Below are 15,711 nucleotides of genomic sequence, written 5' to 3'. Positions count from 1 at the left end.
CTTTCAACAGAATACGTGAGCGGCGCCGGGATCGAAATCCAGATGGACTATATCTCCACGGCTAAGCCCGGCAATAGCCTCATGACCGAACGGCAAGCGGACTGAAAGCGCCTCGCCTGCCGCCGTCTCTGTCGAGACGTGGATATTGTTGCCCAGAAAGGTAATGTCGCTGACCGTCGCGGCAAGACCCGCGCCGGCCGCCCGGGCGCGCGACAATCGAATGCGCTCGGGCCTCAGCATCAGAGCTGCCCTTGCACCGGAGGTCCCTTTGCCATGCACCGGAATTTGATTGAAAATGGTCCCGCCGCCCAGGGTAATGGTGGCTTGTCCGTCGGAAGATGACACCAGGTCGCACGAAATGAAGTCGCTGTCGCCGATGAATTCGGCAACGAAGCGGGTCTTCGGATTGGCATAGAGTTCGGGGCCGGTCCCGATCTGGTCGATGACGCCCTTGGAAAAGACGGCGATGCGGTCGGAGAGCCGCAGCGCCTCCTCCTGGTCGTGCGTGACATAGAGGATCGTCACTTCGGTCTGCTGGTGGATGCGGCGGATCTCATGCTGGATTTCCTCGCGCAGCTTCTTGTCGAGCGCCGACAGAGGCTCGTCCATCAGAAGCACCGGCGGATCATAGGCGAGGGCTCTGGCAAGAGCGACGCGCTGCTGCTGGCCGCCGGACATTTGCGCGGGCTTCCGATCCTCGAAGCCTTCGAGCCGAACGAGGCGCAGCATCTCCTTCACCTTGCTGTCGACCTCGGCCTTGGACTTGCGCCGGACCTTCAGCGGGAAGGCGATGTTTTCCCCCACCGTCAAATGCGGAAACAGGGTGTAGCGCTGGAACACCATGCCGATGTTGCGCTTGTGCGACGGCGTGGCGAGCAGGGTCTTGCCCTCCAGCGTGATGTCGCCTTTCGTCGGATTTTCAAAGCCGGCCAGGATGTAGAGGGTCGTGCTCTTGCCGGATCCGGACGGTCCGAGAAAGGTGAGGAACTCCCCGCGTCGGACGTCGAGATTGACGTCGTGCACGGCGACGACAGGGCCGTATTCCTTGCGTATTCCGCGGATCTGAAGGAATGGTTCTTTCATTGTTTCAGTACCTTACGCACGACGGCAACAAGCGCCATCAAGATGATCGTCAAAAGGATGAGAAGGGTCGACGCGGCGGCGACTACAGGCGTCAGATCTTGTCGCAGCGTCGCCCATACCTTCACCGGCAGCGTCTGCAGGGTCGGACTGGACATGAAGATCGCCACCACCACCTCATCCCAGGATGTCAGGAACGAGAAGACGGCAGCCGAAAACAACCCATGGCTGATCGCCGGCAGGGTGACCCTGATCTTTGCTTCCAGAGGCGAGGCGCCGCAGAGAACCGCCGCATCCTCGATCGATTTGTCGAAGCCCTCCAGCGCACTTGATATGGAGAGGATCGAGAAGGGCAGCGCCAGAACGAGGTGCGAAATGACGAAGCCCGCCAAGGTGCCGCCCAGGCCGATCCTCAGAAAGAAGGCATAGAGGGCAACCGCAAGGACCACGACGGGAAGGATCATCGGCGTCAGGAACAGTGCTTTCAGCGCGTCGCGGAACAGGAACGAACCGCGCACCAGCCCGAAGGAGGTCACAAGCCCGAGCAGCACCGACAGGATGGTGACGATGACCGCGATCTTGAAGCTCGTCAAAGCGGATTCCAGCCAGCGCGGATCGGCAAAGAGCTCGCCGTACCATTGAAATGTCCAGCCGGGCGGCGGGAAGATCAGCCACTGGGAGGAGCCGAAGGAGAGCGCCGCGATAAAGACGATCGGCAGCAGCAGGAAGGCCGCGGTCAGAAGCGTTATCGTCAGCAGGATATATTTCCACCAGCCGAGGCGGTCGAAATTGAGCAGCATGTCAGCGCCCTCCCGGGTTCTGGTTGCCGAAGAAGCGCAGTTGCACGGCATAAAGCGACAGGGTCACCACGAGGAGAACCAGCGCCGCAGCACCGCCCATGCCCCAGTTGACCAGCGACTGCACGAATTGCGCGATCAGTTCTGCGAGCATCATGTTGGCGGTGCCGCCAAGAAGCGACGGCGTGACGAAATAACCAAGCGACATGACGAAGACCATGAGGGCGCCGGCCGCCATGCCGGGCATCGCCAGGGGCAGCAGGACACGGGTCAGGCATTGCCACCGGTTGGCGCCGCAAAGGGCGGCCGCCTGCAGGGTCGACGGATCGATCTTCTTGATCACGCCGTAGAGCGGCAGGATGATGAAGGGCAGCATGATATAGGTCATGCCGATCGTGACGCCGGTCAGGTTGTTGACGAGTGCCAGGGGCTTGTCGATCAGGCCCATTCCGATCAGCATCTTGTTGATGAGGCCCGTCCGCTGCAAAAGCACCATCCAGGCATAGGTGCGGGCCAGCAGGTTGGTCCACATCGACAGGAGCAGGATGGCAAAGATCACCGACGCCAGGCGCCCGGGCATGATGGCCAGCGCCCAGGCCACCGGGAAGCCGATCAGCAGCGAGATCACCGTGACCAGACCCGAGACGATGAAGGTGTTGGCGAAAATCTTGAGATAGGTCGCGGAGCCGATCAGCTGCGCATAGTTTCCAAGGCCCGGCACGGGTTCCAGCACGCTTCGCAACAGGAGCACCGCCACCGGTGCGATGAAAAAGATCCCCACAAAGGCGAGCGCCGGAACGACCCCGCTAAAACCTGTTGGCCTGCGCACCTTTGGCAGGGGCGCTATTGCAGCGGAGGCATCGCTATACGTCGACATGACAGTCCTTCCCACCCGTCAGTTTCCACAGGCGCCGAGGCCTGACAAACGGGCACTGACGCTGCGGGAGGCACGGCGAACATTCGCCGTGCCCGTTCATCTCATCTTCCAGGCTATTTCGCCTGCCAAGCGTACCACTTCTCGCCGATGGCATCGCGGTTCTCAGCCCAGTAGTTCATATCGGCATTCACCTGGCTTGCCGTCTGCTGATCCGGCAGGGTCTTGGCCGTCTCCGGATCCATCAGCTTGGCCGAGTCGACGTTGATCGGCGCATATCCGGTGGCCTTTGCCAGGGCGGCCTGCGGTTCGGCCGAGGTCGCCAGTGCAATGAACTTCATCGCGGCTTCGACATTCGGCGAACCCTTCGGCACGACGAGCGCATCCGCAGCGGTGATGTTCTGTTCCCAGGACGTCTCAACCTTGATGCCGGTCGCAGCAAGTGCGGTCATGCGGCCATTCCAGACACTGCCGAAGGGAGCCTCGGCGGATGCCAGAAGCTGCTGCGACTGCGCGCCGCCCGACCACCAGATGATATCGGATTTGATCGTATCGAGCTTCTTGAAGGCACGATCGAGATCAAGCGGATAAAGCTTGTCGGCAGGCACGCCGTCGGCAAGCAGCGCAGCTTCGATTACACCGGGAGCCGACCATTTGTAGAATGTACGCTTGCCCGGAAACTTGGCGGTGTCGAACAGATCGGCCCATGTCTTCGGGCAGGCGCTGACGGCATCGGCATTGCAGCCGATCACGAAGGAATAATAGAAGCTGCCGACAGAATAGTCGGTGACGAAGCGCGGATCGAGCTTGGATTTATCGATGACGGAGAAATCGAGCTTCTCAAGCTGGCCGTTCTTGCCGGCCTGGGCGGCATAGTCACCTTCGACGTCGACGACGTCCCAGGTGACCTCACCGGCCTCGACCATCGCCTTGAGCTTGCCGTAGTCGGTCGGTCCATCCTGCACGACGGTGATGCCGGTCTTCTCGGTGAACGGGCTTGCCCATGCCGCCTTCTGCGCGTCCTGGGTCGTTCCACCCCAGCTCGAGAAGACCATGTTGTCGGCGTGTGCCGGTGCAGACACAGCCACGAATGCGGCAACCGCCGCGAAAGCAAATGTTGTTTTCATGTTCCCTTATCCTTGTTCTGGTTTGTCCTACGGGTATGCCTATGCCGTCAGTGCGCCTCGCTCCTGAGAGAAAAGTTAGCTGGCTTCATAATCTTGTTTTCCGCCACTTCGATCAGATCGCGGATCTTGGGCAGGAAGGCCTGCCACCGGGGATCGGCCATAAGCCTCTGGCGCCGCGCCTCCCGGTCGTCCAGGCTGGTAAAGGCCCAGATGTGGACGATCTCGTTGATCGTCCCGATTTCCGAAAAGAAGTAACCGACGAGTGTGCCGAGATGGCCCTTCTGGATCTCGATCCCCTCTTCCTCGACGACCTTGAGATATTGCGGGATCGTGCCGTTCTTCAGCCGATAGGTCCGGATTTCGTAAAACATCGGCGCTACCTCATCACGAAGGGATCGGGGATCGGATCGTCCGATGTCCTGAGCCAGATCGTCTTGGTGCGGGTATAATCGAGCACTGCGGCCATGCCGCCTTCCCTGCCATGGCCCGACAGGCCGAAACCGCCGAACGGCGCGATCGGCGATACGGCGCGGTAGGTGTTGACCCAGACGATCCCGGCGCGGATCCCCTTCATCAGTCGGTGCGCCCGGGTGAGATTCTGGGTGAAGACGCCGGAGGCCAGCCCATAACGGGTATCGTTGGCAAGGCGCAGCGCCTCGGCCTCGGTCTCGAACGACACGACGGACAAGACCGGCCCGAAGAATTCCTCGATCAGCGAGGGCGAGGCGACATCGTCGCAGTCGAGGATCGTCGGCGGGAAATAATAGCCTGCGCCGTTGATCTTGCTGCCGCCGGTGACGAGGCGGGCGCCGCTTTCGATCGAGCTGGCGACGAGGGCGCCGATATGGTCCTGCTGGCGCTTGGTGGCAAGCGGGCCGACTTCGGTCGCCATATCGAGCGGCGCGCCGATCCGGATCGCCTCCGCCTTCTCGCGCAGCAGGGCGACGAACTTGTCTTTGACGCTGCGTTCGATGATGAGGCGCGATCCGGCAACGCAGCTCTGCCCCGTCGCCGCGAAGATGCCCGCGACCTGGGCGTTGGCGGCGCTTTCGAGATCCGCATCGGCAAAGACGATGAAGGGTGACTTGCCGCCAAGTTCAAGCGAGGTGGAAGCGAGGTTTTCGGCCGAGTTGCGAACGACGTGCCGGGCGGTTTCAGGACCGCCGGTGAAGGCGACATGCGCGACCTTCGGGTGCCGCCCGAGAGCCGCACCACAGGAGGCGCCGAAACCGGTGATGATGTTGACGACGCCTGCGGGAAAACCTGCCTCGTGCACGAGTCGCGCAAATTCGAGAAGCGGCGCCGGCCCGTCTTCGGAGGCCTTGACCACCATGGTGCAGCCGGCCGCCAGCGCCGGGCCGATCTTGACCGCCGACAGGAAAAGCTGGCTGTTCCACGGCACGACCATCGCAACGACGCCGATCGGTTCACGGCGAAGCCAGACATCCATGTCAGGCTTGTCGATCGGCAGATAGGCGCCTTCGATCTTGTCTGATATGCCGGCATAATAGCGGTAGTATTCGGCGACATAAGCGATCTGCGCCGATGTTTCGCGGATGATCTTGCCGGTGTCGCGCGTCTCCAGCTCCGCGAGGACCTGTGCGTTGGCGGCGACCAGATCGGCCAGCCTGTAAAGCAGCTTGCCGCGTTGCGTGGCCGTCATTTTCGGCCAGGGGCCTTCGTAAAGCGCCCTGTCGGCCGCGTTGACAGCCAGATCGACATCACCTTCGCGCGCTTCGGGCATCTCAGCCCAGACCGCGCCAGAGGCGGGATCGATGCTCGGATAGCTGGCCTCGCCATCGGAGAATTCGCCGTCGATATAGTGCTGGAAACGCCGCATGGTCTTACTCCTGAAATGCCGGCATGACCTCGGTGATGAAGCGTTCGAGCGACGCCTTCTTGCGCTCGAAGCTCATGCCGGTGTCGATCCAGAAGGAATATTCGTCATAGCCGAGCGCTTCATACGCCTTGAGCCTGGCGATGACGGTCTCAGCGTCGCCAACCACATTGTTGGTGCGCATGACCTGATCCGAGAGCATCTCGTTTGCTCTGATCTGTTCGTCCGGAATCCGTTCAATCAGGCCCTGGGTAACCGGCTTCTCATTCTTGAACCAGGCGAAGAAATAATTGTAGTAGACGCTGAGTTCATGGGCGGCCTGGGCGACATCGTCCTCTGACGAGCCGACATAGGTATGGCGCAGCAGCATGATCTTCGGCCGCTCGAGATCGGGATTCTTGGCGCAGGCGTCGTTGAAGCGCTCCATCAACGACTGGACCTCGTCGTCGCCCTGCCAGAGCGGCGTCACCTGAACGTTGCAGCCGTTGGCAACGGCAAATTCATGCGAGTTCGGATCGCGCGCCGCAACCCAGATGGGCGGGTTCGGCCGCTGCAGCGGCTTCGGCGCCGAGGTGGTCGAGGGAAACTTGAAGAACTCCCCGTCATGGGCGTAGTCGCCGGCCCATATGCCCTTGACCGCCGGAATAAGCTCGCGCATGCGCTGGCCGGCGCCCCAGGCATCGAGACCGGGCAGCAGACGTTCATATTCGAAGGAATAGGCGCCGCGCGCGATACCGATATCGAGCCTTCCGTCGCAGATGATGTCGGCCATGGCGGCCTCGCCGGCTAGCTTGATCGGGTGCCAGAAGGGGGCGATCACCGTCCCCGTCCCAAGCCGTGCCCGCGATGTGCGGCGCGCCAGATCGGCAATGGTCACGAACGGGTTGGGCGCAATGGTGAAATCCATGCCATGGTGCTCGCCCGTCCAGATCGCATGCATGCCGCCCTTGTCGGCAATCTCGCAGAGCGCGACGAATTCCTCATAGAGGCTTTTGTGGCTCTGGCTGGCGTCGAGCCGTTCCATATGGACGAAGAGGGAGAACTTCATGATTTTGCGCCCTTGGCTGGAATGGGATGAACGGTGCCGCCGGTCTCGTCGCCGAAATAGACGCCGAAATTGCCGATCGAGCTTTCCATCGCAAAACGGTTGACGATATCGGCGGTCGAACTGGTCTTGAACTTTGCCGCAACCAAGGCGTCAGGTTTTACGAACCTGCCGCCGGCAGGCTCGCCCTCGCCGGCAACGGCGTGATAGACGATGTGCTGCTTGCCGTCGCTCTTGCCCTCATAGACCGAATAGAGAAAGCCGATGCTGACCTTCAGCCCGGTGAGCGACTCCAGGTATGTTTGCAACGCCTCGGTCGGGTTGCCATCATAGGCGTCGACGCTTGGCAGGGAGAGCACATCCTCGCCGAGCAGCAGTACCTCTCCGCGGCGCTCGACGACGGCGGCCAGTTTGATATTGCCCTCGCTTGCCGCGGAAACCGCCTTGCTTGCCAGCGTCGGCGTGAAATAACCGCCGCGCGCATAGCCGAGACCGTTGCGGCCGCTATTGTCGAAAGCTTCGATGCGTCCCATCAAAATGACGTGGTCGCCGGCCTCGATGACCTGTTCCATGGCGCATTCGAACCAGGCCGCCACATTCGAGAATATCGGGCAGCCTGCCGATCCCCTCGCCCACTCGACCGCCGCAAACCTGTCTTCGACCGGGCGCGCAAAAGTGTTCGACACGTCTTTCTGCGTTTCCGAAAGCACGTTGATGGCAAAATGCGGCGCTCCGGTCATGATGGCGAAATTGCGCGACGTCTTGGCAAGGCAGACGAGCAGCAGAGGTGGATTGAGCGAGACCGAGGTGAAGGAGTTCGCCGTGAAGCCGATCGGATTTCCATCCCCGTCGCAGGCGGTGACGACGGTCACGCCTGTGGGAAAAGCGCCGAATGCATCTCGCAATGCCCTTGGGTCGACAGTCTGGATTGTCATCGTTCATCCTCCCCGAACGACAGCCACTCAGCGAGCAGCGAATTGACGATATCAGGCGCGGTCAGGTTCACCATGTGACGATGACCTTCGACGATACGGACGTAGCCCTGCGGCGCAAGCTCTGCCATTTGCGTCGCCATCAGGGGTGTCGAATTCGGATCATCGGACCCCGTCAGGAACAGGGCCGGACCGGCCACATCCTTCCAGCCATCGGCGTAGGTCTCGTCTCCGCCCGCAAAGGCAGCGTAAGCGACGGCATAGCCCTGGGGATCAACGAGGTTCAGCCACTTTCGTGTCAATTCACGCGCAACGATGCTGTCCGCATCATCGCCGAACCAGCGGGCCAGAGGCCCTTCCTTGTCGACGCCCGCCACCGGAATGGCCGCAGCCCGCGCCAAGACGGCAGCCTTGGCTTCAGGGTCGCGCCTGTAGACGCCATTGAGGTATGCGACACGGCTGATACGCTTGCCAAAGGTCGCTGCCGCCCCTCCCGATACCAATGCGCCCATCGAGTGCCCGGCAACATTTGCCGCGTCGATCGCCATCTCGTCGAGAAAGCGGCCGAACCAGGCGACGAATTCCTCGAGCCGACTGCCTGCCGGCAGCTTTGCGCTCTCACCGTGTCCCGGCATGTCGACGGCGATGACGCGATGGTCCGCAGACAGAAATGCGATCTGCGGAGCCCAGGCCTCGAGCCGCATGCCGACGCCGTGAATGAGAACCAGCGGCTCACCACTGCCGGCCTCGTGATAGGCCGTGCCGCTTGCCGTCTTCTTTCGGGGCAAGGCACCGGCGGCGTTCGTTGCTGCAGCGGTGCCTGTGGTCGATCCGGCTGTCAGCATCTCAAAGCGCTCCCTCAAACGCCCGCAGGATTGGCAACGTCCTGCCCCAGGTCCTTCAGATCTTGGTAGCGGTCGCCGATGCGGTGATGGGGGCGTCCGCCTATCGAAGCACCGAGGGCCACGACGATCTCGTCGGCGGCAGGCGCGTCGGGGATCGACGTCTGGATGGTCAGGTAGTGCGAGCGGCGACCCTCATCGTTCTTGTCCATCAGCGGGATCATGATCGGCGCGTTGGCAGGACCGCGTGTGTTGCAGAAGGCGAGATAGGACTTGGCGCCGACGGCTTGGCGATAGAAATTGCCGAAGCGCAGCGTATGGATGAGCGCCGATCCGTGTTCGATCTCGCCGTCCAGGCCGACGACCGCGGACTTTCCATATGCTTCGACGGCCTCACCGGAGCCGACCGCATCGATGATCATCTTGGTCAGCAACTCGCCGAGCACCGGAGCGCCTGCATGGATTTCAGGCTTGAGGTCATCGACGAAGCCACGGCCCGCCCAGGGATTCTTCACGACCGCGAAGGCGGTAAACAGCTTCAGCGGAACCGCCGCGGCCTTGCCGCCCTCGATCAACGTCGTTTCGATCTGCAGTCCCGTCTTGCGAATTTGAATGGCCACCAAACACCTCATTTCTCAGTTTCGTATTATGGTATACCATAATATACGAGTGTCAAGTTCGTTCCCGCGAAGACGCGGACTTAGACAATCCTCCCAAGATACTCATTCAAAAACAAAGGCTTGTCCGCTGAACGCGATCGCCGCAGATCAGCTGCTGCCAATGTTGGCCGGCTCTGGAATCTCGACGTCGGCACGCGTGCGCATTCGACGCTCCGGAAGCACTTTCCTTCTTTCAGCCTGTGGTGAACCGCCAGAGGCCCCGCAACGGCGGCCCGCAGGCGCAACGAAGCCGGACGCCACAACCATCCCAGTTCCTATGATACCGCCTCATATATTATTTATTATGGCATACCATCACATTGAGCAAAGTTGAGTGTCAAGCGCGGAGTATGAATTGTCGTGAATTGCACGAGGTCATCATGGCGAATGCCGTCTGCATTCGGCCGGTATGTGGATTCAGTTCCGTGCGGCTGCTCGCCCAACGTCCATGCTCCGCAAGGGACCTTGATACGGCTTGACTCATTTGTCTGCGGGCGCCTATCGAGCTTTGATCACTGATTTACTCGAACGGGAAATGAGCTTGTCGCCACAAGAAAAACGCATGCGGATGATCCGTCAGGTCGTGATCTTCGGCATTGTGCTCGCCGCCTTTTTGGGCTTCGACGCCTACCGCCTGAAGACAGGCAATTTTGGATAAATGCGCGCCCTTGCGCAGTGAATGCGTATGTTTCCCAGAAGGATTATGACCGCGGGTCGGGAGAGGGAAAAAGCCGTGTCGTCGATCTATCTTCTTCCGCACATTGCCGAAAGCGGAAATCCACATGCGTCCTGAACGTGGCGCATCGATCGAAGCGAGCTTTGCGTCGGAGAGCGTCAAAGCCGGTCTGCTCGCACGCCTTGCAAGCTCGCAGGGGGTGCCCGCACTTTGACGCAAATTCCCTTGTTCGATGTGCAGAGAAGGTTGCCGGTTTGGCACGCGATGTCGGAGGTGTTCCTCGACAGCGAATTGCAGGCAAAGGACTATCGCCGGATCGCCAAGGCGCTCGACATATCCAGATACTCCCTTGCGGAGCTCCGATCCATCCTGGAGGACGAGGTGGCCCCGGCATTTGCATCAAACCTCTGCTCCGTTGCAGGAGAATGGGCCGGTTGGCGCGAGAACGATGTCCAAACCATCATGTTCCAATCGCTGTCGCGGCGACGTTTTCGTCTTCTGTCATGGCTGAAACGGGTGATGCGTCGACGGCATATCGAGCAAGAATGGGAGAAGATCGCGCAATTCCTCGAACAGGGATGAGGCCACCCTCGCAATATGCCGCAATACCGCAGCGGCCTGCGCCTCGCCTATTCGGCCGGCTTCTTGGCGGACAGTACCGCTTCGGCGATCGCGCTCGCAGCGGCGACGTGATCCATCGCCGCCCGGTAAGCCCCCTCGCCGTCGCCGCGGCGGATGGCATCGACGATCTTCGACATCTGTGCCGGTCCTTCGATGCCGCGCCCCTCCGTCTTGATCGTCATCGAACGTAAGTGGTTTATGCGCACGGTGAGGAGGTTGACGACGCCCCAGGCAACGTGCCTGTCGACCATCGTGAACAGCGTTTGATAGAAGGAAGAGGTGTTGGTCAGCACACCCGCCATATCGTTATCGCGGTAACTGTTGCGAATCCCACTCAGGGATTCTTCCAGCGCGGCGACGATCTCGGGGCTGCGGCGCTCGGCGCATAGCCGCGCCGCCATGCCTTCGAGCGCGCCGCGGATCTCATAGATCTGTTTGGCTTCCTCGATGTCGAGCTGCGCGACGATCGGCCCCTTGTTCGGCAGATTGGCGACAAGCCCTTCCGATTCGAGATGTCTCAGAACCTCGCGCACCACCGTTCGGCTGACCCCGAGCTGGGCGCAGAGATCGCGCTCGACAAGGCGATCTCCGGGACGGAAATATCCGTTGACGATGGCCTCGCGGACCTTGTCGAGCGCCAATTCCCGCAAGGTCTTTGCAGGACGCTCGACTCTAATGGCGTCCTTCAGAGCACCGCTCATTCTGTACCTCAGTGTTGGACTGACTTCGCACGCTCAAATTCCCCAGCGGCAGCCGAATGCAAGAATCGTATTATGGCGTACCAGATACTGTAGCTGTCGGCGACCGGCAATTCAACAAGCGCCGTGCCGCCCGGAAAGGTTCAGCCTCTCGAAACGATCTCCTCGGCTACGGCCTTGGCTTGCACCCGGATATCCGGAACGGCGGTGATCTCCCAGAATTGTCCCGCCGTCAGGGCGCCGACTGCGAAGAGTCGGGCCGGCGAGATCTCGGACGGGGCTGTCACCTCGGAAGCGGCATTCACCTGGATCCCGAGACCAAGGGGATCGGGGACGATCAATTGAAACCGGCTCATCTCCTTCAGGAGCGGTGAGTGGCTGATCCCGGCGCGCTCCATTCCCGTGCAGTTGACGAGCCAGTCCGCATTGATCCCGGCGATCTGCGGCGTTGCTCTCACCCTGTAGCTGGCAAGGAGCCTGCCCTCCTGGGCTCCCAGCGATTTCAGGAAACCCGCGTGGAAACGAACGATTCCGTCCGAGACCAGCTTCTCAAACTTGTCGAACACGTCGGGCGCGACCCGATGGCGATGGATATTCCACCAGGGAAGCGCATGCCTGAGGAATCGCGACCGTTCCTTGCTGGAAAGCCGTTGCCAGAGAGCCTGCGTTGCGGGCCTCAGACCGTCCATCACGCCTCGCCAGTCGGCAACCGTCCTGCTCTTGCCCCGCAAGCTCTTCAATATCTCGCTGATCGTATCCGGAAGCGCCTCGACGTCGATCGGCAATGGCGCCGGCAATTCCCTCGCATGTCCGAGCGGTGCGAGCCCGCGCCGCGAAAGTACATCGATCCTGCCGCTATGGCCGTGGGCGCGTAGCGCCAGAACCTGATCGATCATCGTCAGACCGGATCCGAGGATGCACACCGCATCGGACGATGCGACGCGCCTTAGCCACGAAAGCCGCCACGGATTCTCGATGATCCGTGATCGCAGCGATGGCGGGACGCCATCCGGATCGACCGGAAGGCTGGCATTGCCGACACCGAGACAAAGCACCACGTTCCTGCCGGCAATCTCGTCGCCATTACCGAGATGGAAGGCCAGCGTGCTGCTGTAACGTTCCACGCATCCGGCCGCCTTGGCCTTGATGAAATCGACCCGGCAACGACCGTCCCGCTTTCGAAGCAGCCGCGCAAGTGTGTCGCGGACATAAAGACCGTAATCGCTGCGCGAGGCGAAATCGCCTGCCTGCATCAGGCGTCCATGACGTTTCAGCCAGTCGACAAAGTCGTCGGGTTGATGCGGCAGCAGGCTCATGCGGCCGGCGGGAACATTGAGGCGATGGAGATAGAGCTCCGTTCGGTACGCCGTCCCGCGGCCGAAACCGGGATCGTCGCCGACGACGGCAACCTTCGCCGAGGCGGGAAGCTGCTCGATGAGATTGCAGGTCACGGCAATCGCTGAAAAACCGGAACCGACCACGATAACATCGTATATCAACGCATTCTCCCTGAAGCTCCCCAACGCCCGGCGAGACATTTCGTCATTCACGCCTCGAGATCGCTCGCCGTGCCTTACGGATCGCACAAGCGGCAGAATCACGAAACAATTATCTCTATCGTCTATAAATATAGTTTGTTATTTCTCCCGCTAGCCCGTTCCCAACCATTACCCTTTTGCGGGTGAGATCGAGGGCCGTGCGGCCCTGAACAAAGGGGCTCAGAATGAATTTTAAGACTTTGGTTGCCGCGATCGCTATCGGCGTCGGCACGCTTGCAACGACTGTTATCGCCGAAGCGGCGGACCAGAAGGTGGTGGTCGGCTATCAAACCGATGCCTTGCCGTCTTCCGTGGCGATCGCCAATGGCGAATTTGCCAAGGAAACCGGGTATGACATCGACTTCCGCAGATTTAATTCGGGCGCCGAGATCTTTGCGGCGATTGCCTCCGGTGACGTTCAGGTCGGTTATGTCGGCTCCAGCCCGTTTGCGGCTGCAGTATCACGCGGGCTCGAGGTCAAGGCCTTTTACCTCGCCTCCATCTCGGGCATCGACGAGGCTCTCGTCGTCCGCAACGGTTCCGGCATCGAAAGCCTGAACGATCTGAAGGGCAAGAAGCTTGCTGCCGCGCCTGTTTCCACCGACCACTATCAGCTGCTGGCGCTGATCAAATCGTTGGGCCTGACCGAAAAGGACGTTCAGGTCTTCGCCATCCCTCAGCCCGAAATCGTCGCCAGCTATAACCGCGGCGATATCGACGGAGGCTTCGTCTGGGATCCGGCGCTCACCGAACTGAAGAAGAACGGGAAGGTTCTTGTCACCTCCAAGGACGTGGCGGACAAGGGTGCGCCGACATTTTCGGCCTGGGTCGCGACCTCGAAATTTGCCGCCGACAACCCGGCATTCCTGAAGGGCTTCGCGTCGGTCATCAACAAATACTACGCATCCTTCGCCTCGGACAAAGCCGCCTGGGGTCCCGACAGCGACAACGCCAAGTCGCTCGCCAAGCTTCTCGGCGGCACAGCCGACCAGCAAGCATCGGCCCTGAAGAACCTCACGCTTCTGACGCCTGAGGTTCAGGCATCGGATGCCTGGCTCGGCGGCGGCGAAAAGGCGGGTGCCGGCAAGATCCTCAAGGACACGGCATCATTCCTGAAGGAACAGGGCAAGGTTTCCGACGTGCTGGCCAATTACGGCGCCTTCGTCACCGCCGACGCGCTGACCGGCGTCAGCAACTGATCCTCCTCGACGCCGGCGCGGCTTGCCGCACCGGCGTCTAACATGCGAGCAGGAATATGCTTAAAGTCGATCACGCCAGTGTTTTCTTCGCAGCCCGCGACGGGCGGACCGTTCACGCGCTTGATCGCGTGTCTTTCGATATTCCCGAACGGGGTTTCGTCGTCGCACTCGGAGCGTCGGGATGCGGCAAATCAACTCTTCTCAATGCGATTGCCGGTTTCCTTCCGCTTTCGGAAGGCCGGATCACGCTCGACGGCCGCGCGGTCGAACGGCCGGGTGCCGATCGCGGCGTCGTCTTTCAGAAGGACTCGCTGCTGCCGTGGAAATCCGTCGTCGACAATGTCGCGCTCGGTTTGAAATTCGCCGGGGTCAAGCGCAAGGAGCGCGAAGCGCGCGCCCGGGAGTTGCTCAGGCTCGTCGGCCTCGATGAATTCGCCGGCGCGTTTCCCTACGAGCTGTCTGGCGGCATGCGCCAGCGTGTCGGCATCGCGCGTGCTCTGGCGACAAATCCCGACATCCTGCTGATGGATGAGCCGTTCGGCGCGCTCGACAGCCTGACGCGTGAGCAGATGCAGGAACTGCTGGTTTCCATCTGGGATAAAACGGCAAAGAAGGTTTTCTTCATCACCCACTCGATCGAAGAGGCCCTGTTCCTGGGTACGCAGGTCCTGGTCATGTCGCCTCGACCGGGACGCGTCGTGGCGCGTTTCGATCTGGATTTCGTTCGCCGCTTCGCCGAAACCGGCGACGCCCGATCGATCAAGGCGTCGCCGCAATTTGCCGAGCTGCGCGAGGAGATCCGCGCCATTCTGCACAGCACCGAAGATTTAAGGAGCGCCGCATGAGCGATATAGTCCAGGCATCGCCGATTGCGACTGGTAGTGAGGACCGCCGGGTCAAGCTGGTGAAAATGGCAAGCTTCGGAGCCGGTGAGAAGTCGACGGTGGCCATCAGCATTGCCACGGCGCTTGCCATACTGCTGCTGTGGTGGGTCGTATCCGCGCTCGGCGTCGTTCCACACCTGTTCCTGCCGCGTCCGGACGAGGTGCTGACACAGATCGGCGCCGTCTATCGCGACGGTTACGCCGGCGCGTCACTGTCCGAGCATATTTTTGCAAGCCTGTTCCGCATCGTGGCCGCAGCCCTCATCGCCATTTCCGCCGGCATTCCGCTCGGCTTGCTCATGGGACTGAACCGCTGGGCAAAAGGCGTGCTCGACGCACCGATCGAGTTCTACTGGCCGCTTCCGCCGCTCTCCTACCTGCCGCTGATGATCATCTGGCTCGGCATCGGCGAGACGTCGAAGATCACGCTGCTGGTGCTGGCGATGTTTGCGCCGATCTGCCTCTCGGCCCAGGCCGGCGTTCGTTCGCTGCCGATCGAGCGGGTCAATGCCGCGCGTTCGCTGGGCGCGAGCCGGCTGCAGCTCTTCCTGGACATCGTCCTGCCCTCCGCCCTGCCCGAGATTCTCACCGGCATCCGCATTGCGCTCGGTGTCGGCTGGGGCACACTGGTGGCGGCCGAATTGATCGCCTCCACGCGCGGAATCGGTTTCATGATCATGTCGGCTTCACAGTTCCTGGCGACCGACGTCGTCTTCGTCGGCATCGGCATCATCGCGATCTGCGCCTTCACCTTCTCGGCCGCCATCCGCTTTCTGGAGGCGTTCCTCGTGCCCTGGAAAGGCAAGCTCTGACCGAATGGCGGGATGGCGCGCCATCCAAACATCGGCTTGCGTACACGACATTCGGTGCAGCTCGGGGGCTGACGTCAACCTCCGAGCTCG

17 protein-coding genes are annotated in these 15,711 nt (G+C 61.2%); 4 read left to right on the top strand and 13 right to left on the bottom strand.

Annotated features, from left to right (window positions below; translation table 11 throughout):
• Positions 1 to 3 precede the first annotated feature (3 nt).
• The 11 genes from FHT69_RS17010 to FHT69_RS16960 form a co-directional block, all read right to left on the bottom strand.
• A complete protein-coding gene (locus FHT69_RS17010; protein WP_047612341.1) occupies positions 4 to 1,083 on the bottom strand; it encodes an ABC transporter ATP-binding protein in 1,080 nt (359 codons plus the stop codon).
• The gene (locus tag FHT69_RS17005) at positions 1,080 to 1,880 is read right to left on the bottom strand and encodes an ABC transporter permease (RefSeq protein WP_047612339.1); all 801 of its coding nucleotides are present in this window, start codon (positions 1,878 to 1,880) and stop codon (positions 1,080 to 1,082) included. The genes FHT69_RS17010 and FHT69_RS17005 overlap by 4 nt, the downstream gene beginning before the upstream one ends.
• Position 1,881: 1 nt before the next feature.
• Positions 1,882 to 2,754, bottom strand: a complete 873-nt coding sequence (locus FHT69_RS17000) for an ABC transporter permease (RefSeq protein WP_097622474.1) — start codon at positions 2,752 to 2,754, stop codon at positions 1,882 to 1,884.
• 113 nt (positions 2,755 to 2,867) lie between these two features.
• The gene (locus FHT69_RS16995) at positions 2,868 to 3,878 is read right to left on the bottom strand and encodes an ABC transporter substrate-binding protein (protein WP_097622473.1); all 1,011 of its coding nucleotides are present in this window, start codon (positions 3,876 to 3,878) and stop codon (positions 2,868 to 2,870) included.
• 47 nt (positions 3,879 to 3,925) lie between these two features.
• Positions 3,926 to 4,249, bottom strand: coding sequence for an NIPSNAP family protein (locus FHT69_RS16990; RefSeq protein WP_183905665.1), 324 nt, complete (start codon positions 4,247 to 4,249; stop codon positions 3,926 to 3,928).
• A gap of 5 nt (positions 4,250 to 4,254) precedes the next feature.
• Entirely contained in the window at positions 4,255 to 5,718 is a 1,464-nt protein-coding gene (locus tag FHT69_RS16985) for an aldehyde dehydrogenase (protein ID WP_183905664.1), read from the bottom strand.
• A 4-nt stretch (positions 5,719 to 5,722) separates the two neighbouring features.
• A complete protein-coding gene (locus tag FHT69_RS16980) occupies positions 5,723 to 6,763 on the bottom strand; it encodes an LLM class flavin-dependent oxidoreductase (RefSeq protein WP_183845096.1) in 1,041 nt (346 codons plus the stop codon).
• Complete coding sequence (locus tag FHT69_RS16975) at positions 6,760 to 7,695, bottom strand: flavin reductase family protein (RefSeq protein WP_028756783.1); 936 nt, start codon at positions 7,693 to 7,695, stop codon at positions 6,760 to 6,762. The genes FHT69_RS16980 and FHT69_RS16975 overlap by 4 nt, the downstream gene beginning before the upstream one ends.
• Positions 7,692 to 8,537, bottom strand: a complete 846-nt coding sequence (locus tag FHT69_RS16970; protein ID WP_183845097.1) for an alpha/beta fold hydrolase — start codon at positions 8,535 to 8,537, stop codon at positions 7,692 to 7,694. The genes FHT69_RS16975 and FHT69_RS16970 overlap by 4 nt, the downstream gene beginning before the upstream one ends.
• Positions 8,538 to 8,551: 14 nt before the next feature.
• Entirely contained in the window at positions 8,552 to 9,154 is a 603-nt protein-coding gene (locus FHT69_RS16965) for an amino acid synthesis family protein (protein ID WP_028759123.1), read from the bottom strand.
• A gap of 559 nt (positions 9,155 to 9,713) precedes the next feature.
• Entirely contained in the window at positions 9,714 to 10,031 is a 318-nt protein-coding gene (locus tag FHT69_RS16960) for a hypothetical protein (RefSeq protein ID WP_183905663.1), read from the bottom strand.
• Positions 10,032 to 10,079: 48 nt separating this feature from the next.
• Between FHT69_RS16960 and FHT69_RS16955 the strand changes: the two genes are divergently transcribed.
• Positions 10,080 to 10,451 (top strand): hypothetical protein, encoded by a 372-nt coding sequence (locus tag FHT69_RS16955; protein ID WP_183905662.1) that lies wholly within the window; start codon positions 10,080 to 10,082, stop codon positions 10,449 to 10,451.
• Positions 10,452 to 10,498: 47 nt separating this feature from the next.
• Here the strand turns inward: FHT69_RS16955 and FHT69_RS16950 are convergent, their stop codons facing one another.
• Together FHT69_RS16950 and FHT69_RS16945 are read right to left on the bottom strand one after the other, a co-directional pair.
• Positions 10,499 to 11,191: a GntR family transcriptional regulator gene (locus FHT69_RS16950; protein WP_028756780.1), complete on the bottom strand. Its 693-nt coding sequence runs from the start codon at positions 11,189 to 11,191 to the stop codon at positions 10,499 to 10,501.
• 140 nt (positions 11,192 to 11,331) lie between these two features.
• Positions 11,332 to 12,726 carry an FAD/NAD(P)-binding protein gene (locus FHT69_RS16945; protein WP_183905661.1) on the bottom strand — a complete coding sequence of 465 codons (1,395 nt, stop codon included), beginning with the start codon at positions 12,724 to 12,726 and terminating at the stop codon, positions 11,332 to 11,334.
• A 185-nt stretch (positions 12,727 to 12,911) separates the two neighbouring features.
• On the opposite strand from FHT69_RS16945, the gene tauA reads away from it, so the two are divergent.
• Genes tauA through FHT69_RS16930 form a run of 3 tightly spaced genes read left to right on the top strand, consistent with a single transcriptional unit; the run spans position 12,912 to position 15,621 of the window.
• The gene (tauA, locus tag FHT69_RS16940; protein WP_183905660.1) at positions 12,912 to 13,925 is read left to right on the top strand and encodes a taurine ABC transporter substrate-binding protein; all 1,014 of its coding nucleotides are present in this window, start codon (positions 12,912 to 12,914) and stop codon (positions 13,923 to 13,925) included.
• Positions 13,926 to 13,981: 56 nt separating this feature from the next.
• Positions 13,982 to 14,770, top strand: coding sequence for a taurine ABC transporter ATP-binding protein (locus FHT69_RS16935; RefSeq protein ID WP_028756777.1), 789 nt, complete (start codon positions 13,982 to 13,984; stop codon positions 14,768 to 14,770).
• Positions 14,767 to 15,621 carry an ABC transporter permease subunit gene (locus FHT69_RS16930; RefSeq protein WP_028758375.1) on the top strand — a complete coding sequence of 285 codons (855 nt, stop codon included), beginning with the start codon at positions 14,767 to 14,769 and terminating at the stop codon, positions 15,619 to 15,621. The genes FHT69_RS16935 and FHT69_RS16930 overlap by 4 nt, the downstream gene beginning before the upstream one ends.
• Positions 15,622 to 15,711 lie beyond the last annotated feature (90 nt).

The sequence above is a fragment of the Rhizobium sp. BK008 genome, assembly GCF_014197345.1.
Classification (GTDB): domain Bacteria; phylum Pseudomonadota; class Alphaproteobacteria; order Rhizobiales; family Rhizobiaceae; genus Rhizobium; species Rhizobium anhuiense.
Note: the sequence above shows the minus strand (reverse complement) of the source record. Positions and strands in the feature narration are given on the sequence as shown.

Bases quoted from the DNA above. Each gene is read 5' to 3' on its own strand.
- FHT69_RS16945 (WP_183905661.1), bottom strand. From the start codon at position 12,726: ATGTCTCGCCGGGCGTTGGGGAGCTTCAGGGAGAATGCGTTGATATAC.
- FHT69_RS16975 (WP_028756783.1), bottom strand. From the start codon at position 7,695: ATGACAATCCAGACTGTCGACCCAAGGGCATTGCGAGATGCATTCGGC.
- tauA (WP_183905660.1), top strand. From the start codon at position 12,912: ATGAATTTTAAGACTTTGGTTGCCGCGATCGCTATCGGCGTCGGCACG.
- FHT69_RS16990 (WP_183905665.1), bottom strand. From the start codon at position 4,249: ATGTTTTACGAAATCCGGACCTATCGGCTGAAGAACGGCACGATCCCG.
- FHT69_RS16980 (WP_183845096.1), bottom strand. From the start codon at position 6,763: ATGAAGTTCTCCCTCTTCGTCCATATGGAACGGCTCGACGCCAGCCAG.
- FHT69_RS16985 (WP_183905664.1), bottom strand. From the start codon at position 5,718: ATGCGGCGTTTCCAGCACTATATCGACGGCGAATTCTCCGATGGCGAG.
- FHT69_RS17010 (WP_047612341.1), bottom strand. From the start codon at position 1,083: ATGAAAGAACCATTCCTTCAGATCCGCGGAATACGCAAGGAATACGGC.
- FHT69_RS16950 (WP_028756780.1), bottom strand. From the start codon at position 11,191: ATGAGCGGTGCTCTGAAGGACGCCATTAGAGTCGAGCGTCCTGCAAAG.
- FHT69_RS16995 (WP_097622473.1), bottom strand. From the start codon at position 3,878: ATGAAAACAACATTTGCTTTCGCGGCGGTTGCCGCATTCGTGGCTGTG.
- FHT69_RS17005 (WP_047612339.1), bottom strand. From the start codon at position 1,880: ATGCTGCTCAATTTCGACCGCCTCGGCTGGTGGAAATATATCCTGCTG.
- FHT69_RS16935 (WP_028756777.1), top strand. From the start codon at position 13,982: ATGCTTAAAGTCGATCACGCCAGTGTTTTCTTCGCAGCCCGCGACGGG.
- FHT69_RS16930 (WP_028758375.1), top strand. From the start codon at position 14,767: ATGAGCGATATAGTCCAGGCATCGCCGATTGCGACTGGTAGTGAGGAC.
- FHT69_RS17000 (WP_097622474.1), bottom strand. From the start codon at position 2,754: ATGTCGACGTATAGCGATGCCTCCGCTGCAATAGCGCCCCTGCCAAAG.
- FHT69_RS16970 (WP_183845097.1), bottom strand. From the start codon at position 8,537: ATGCTGACAGCCGGATCGACCACAGGCACCGCTGCAGCAACGAACGCC.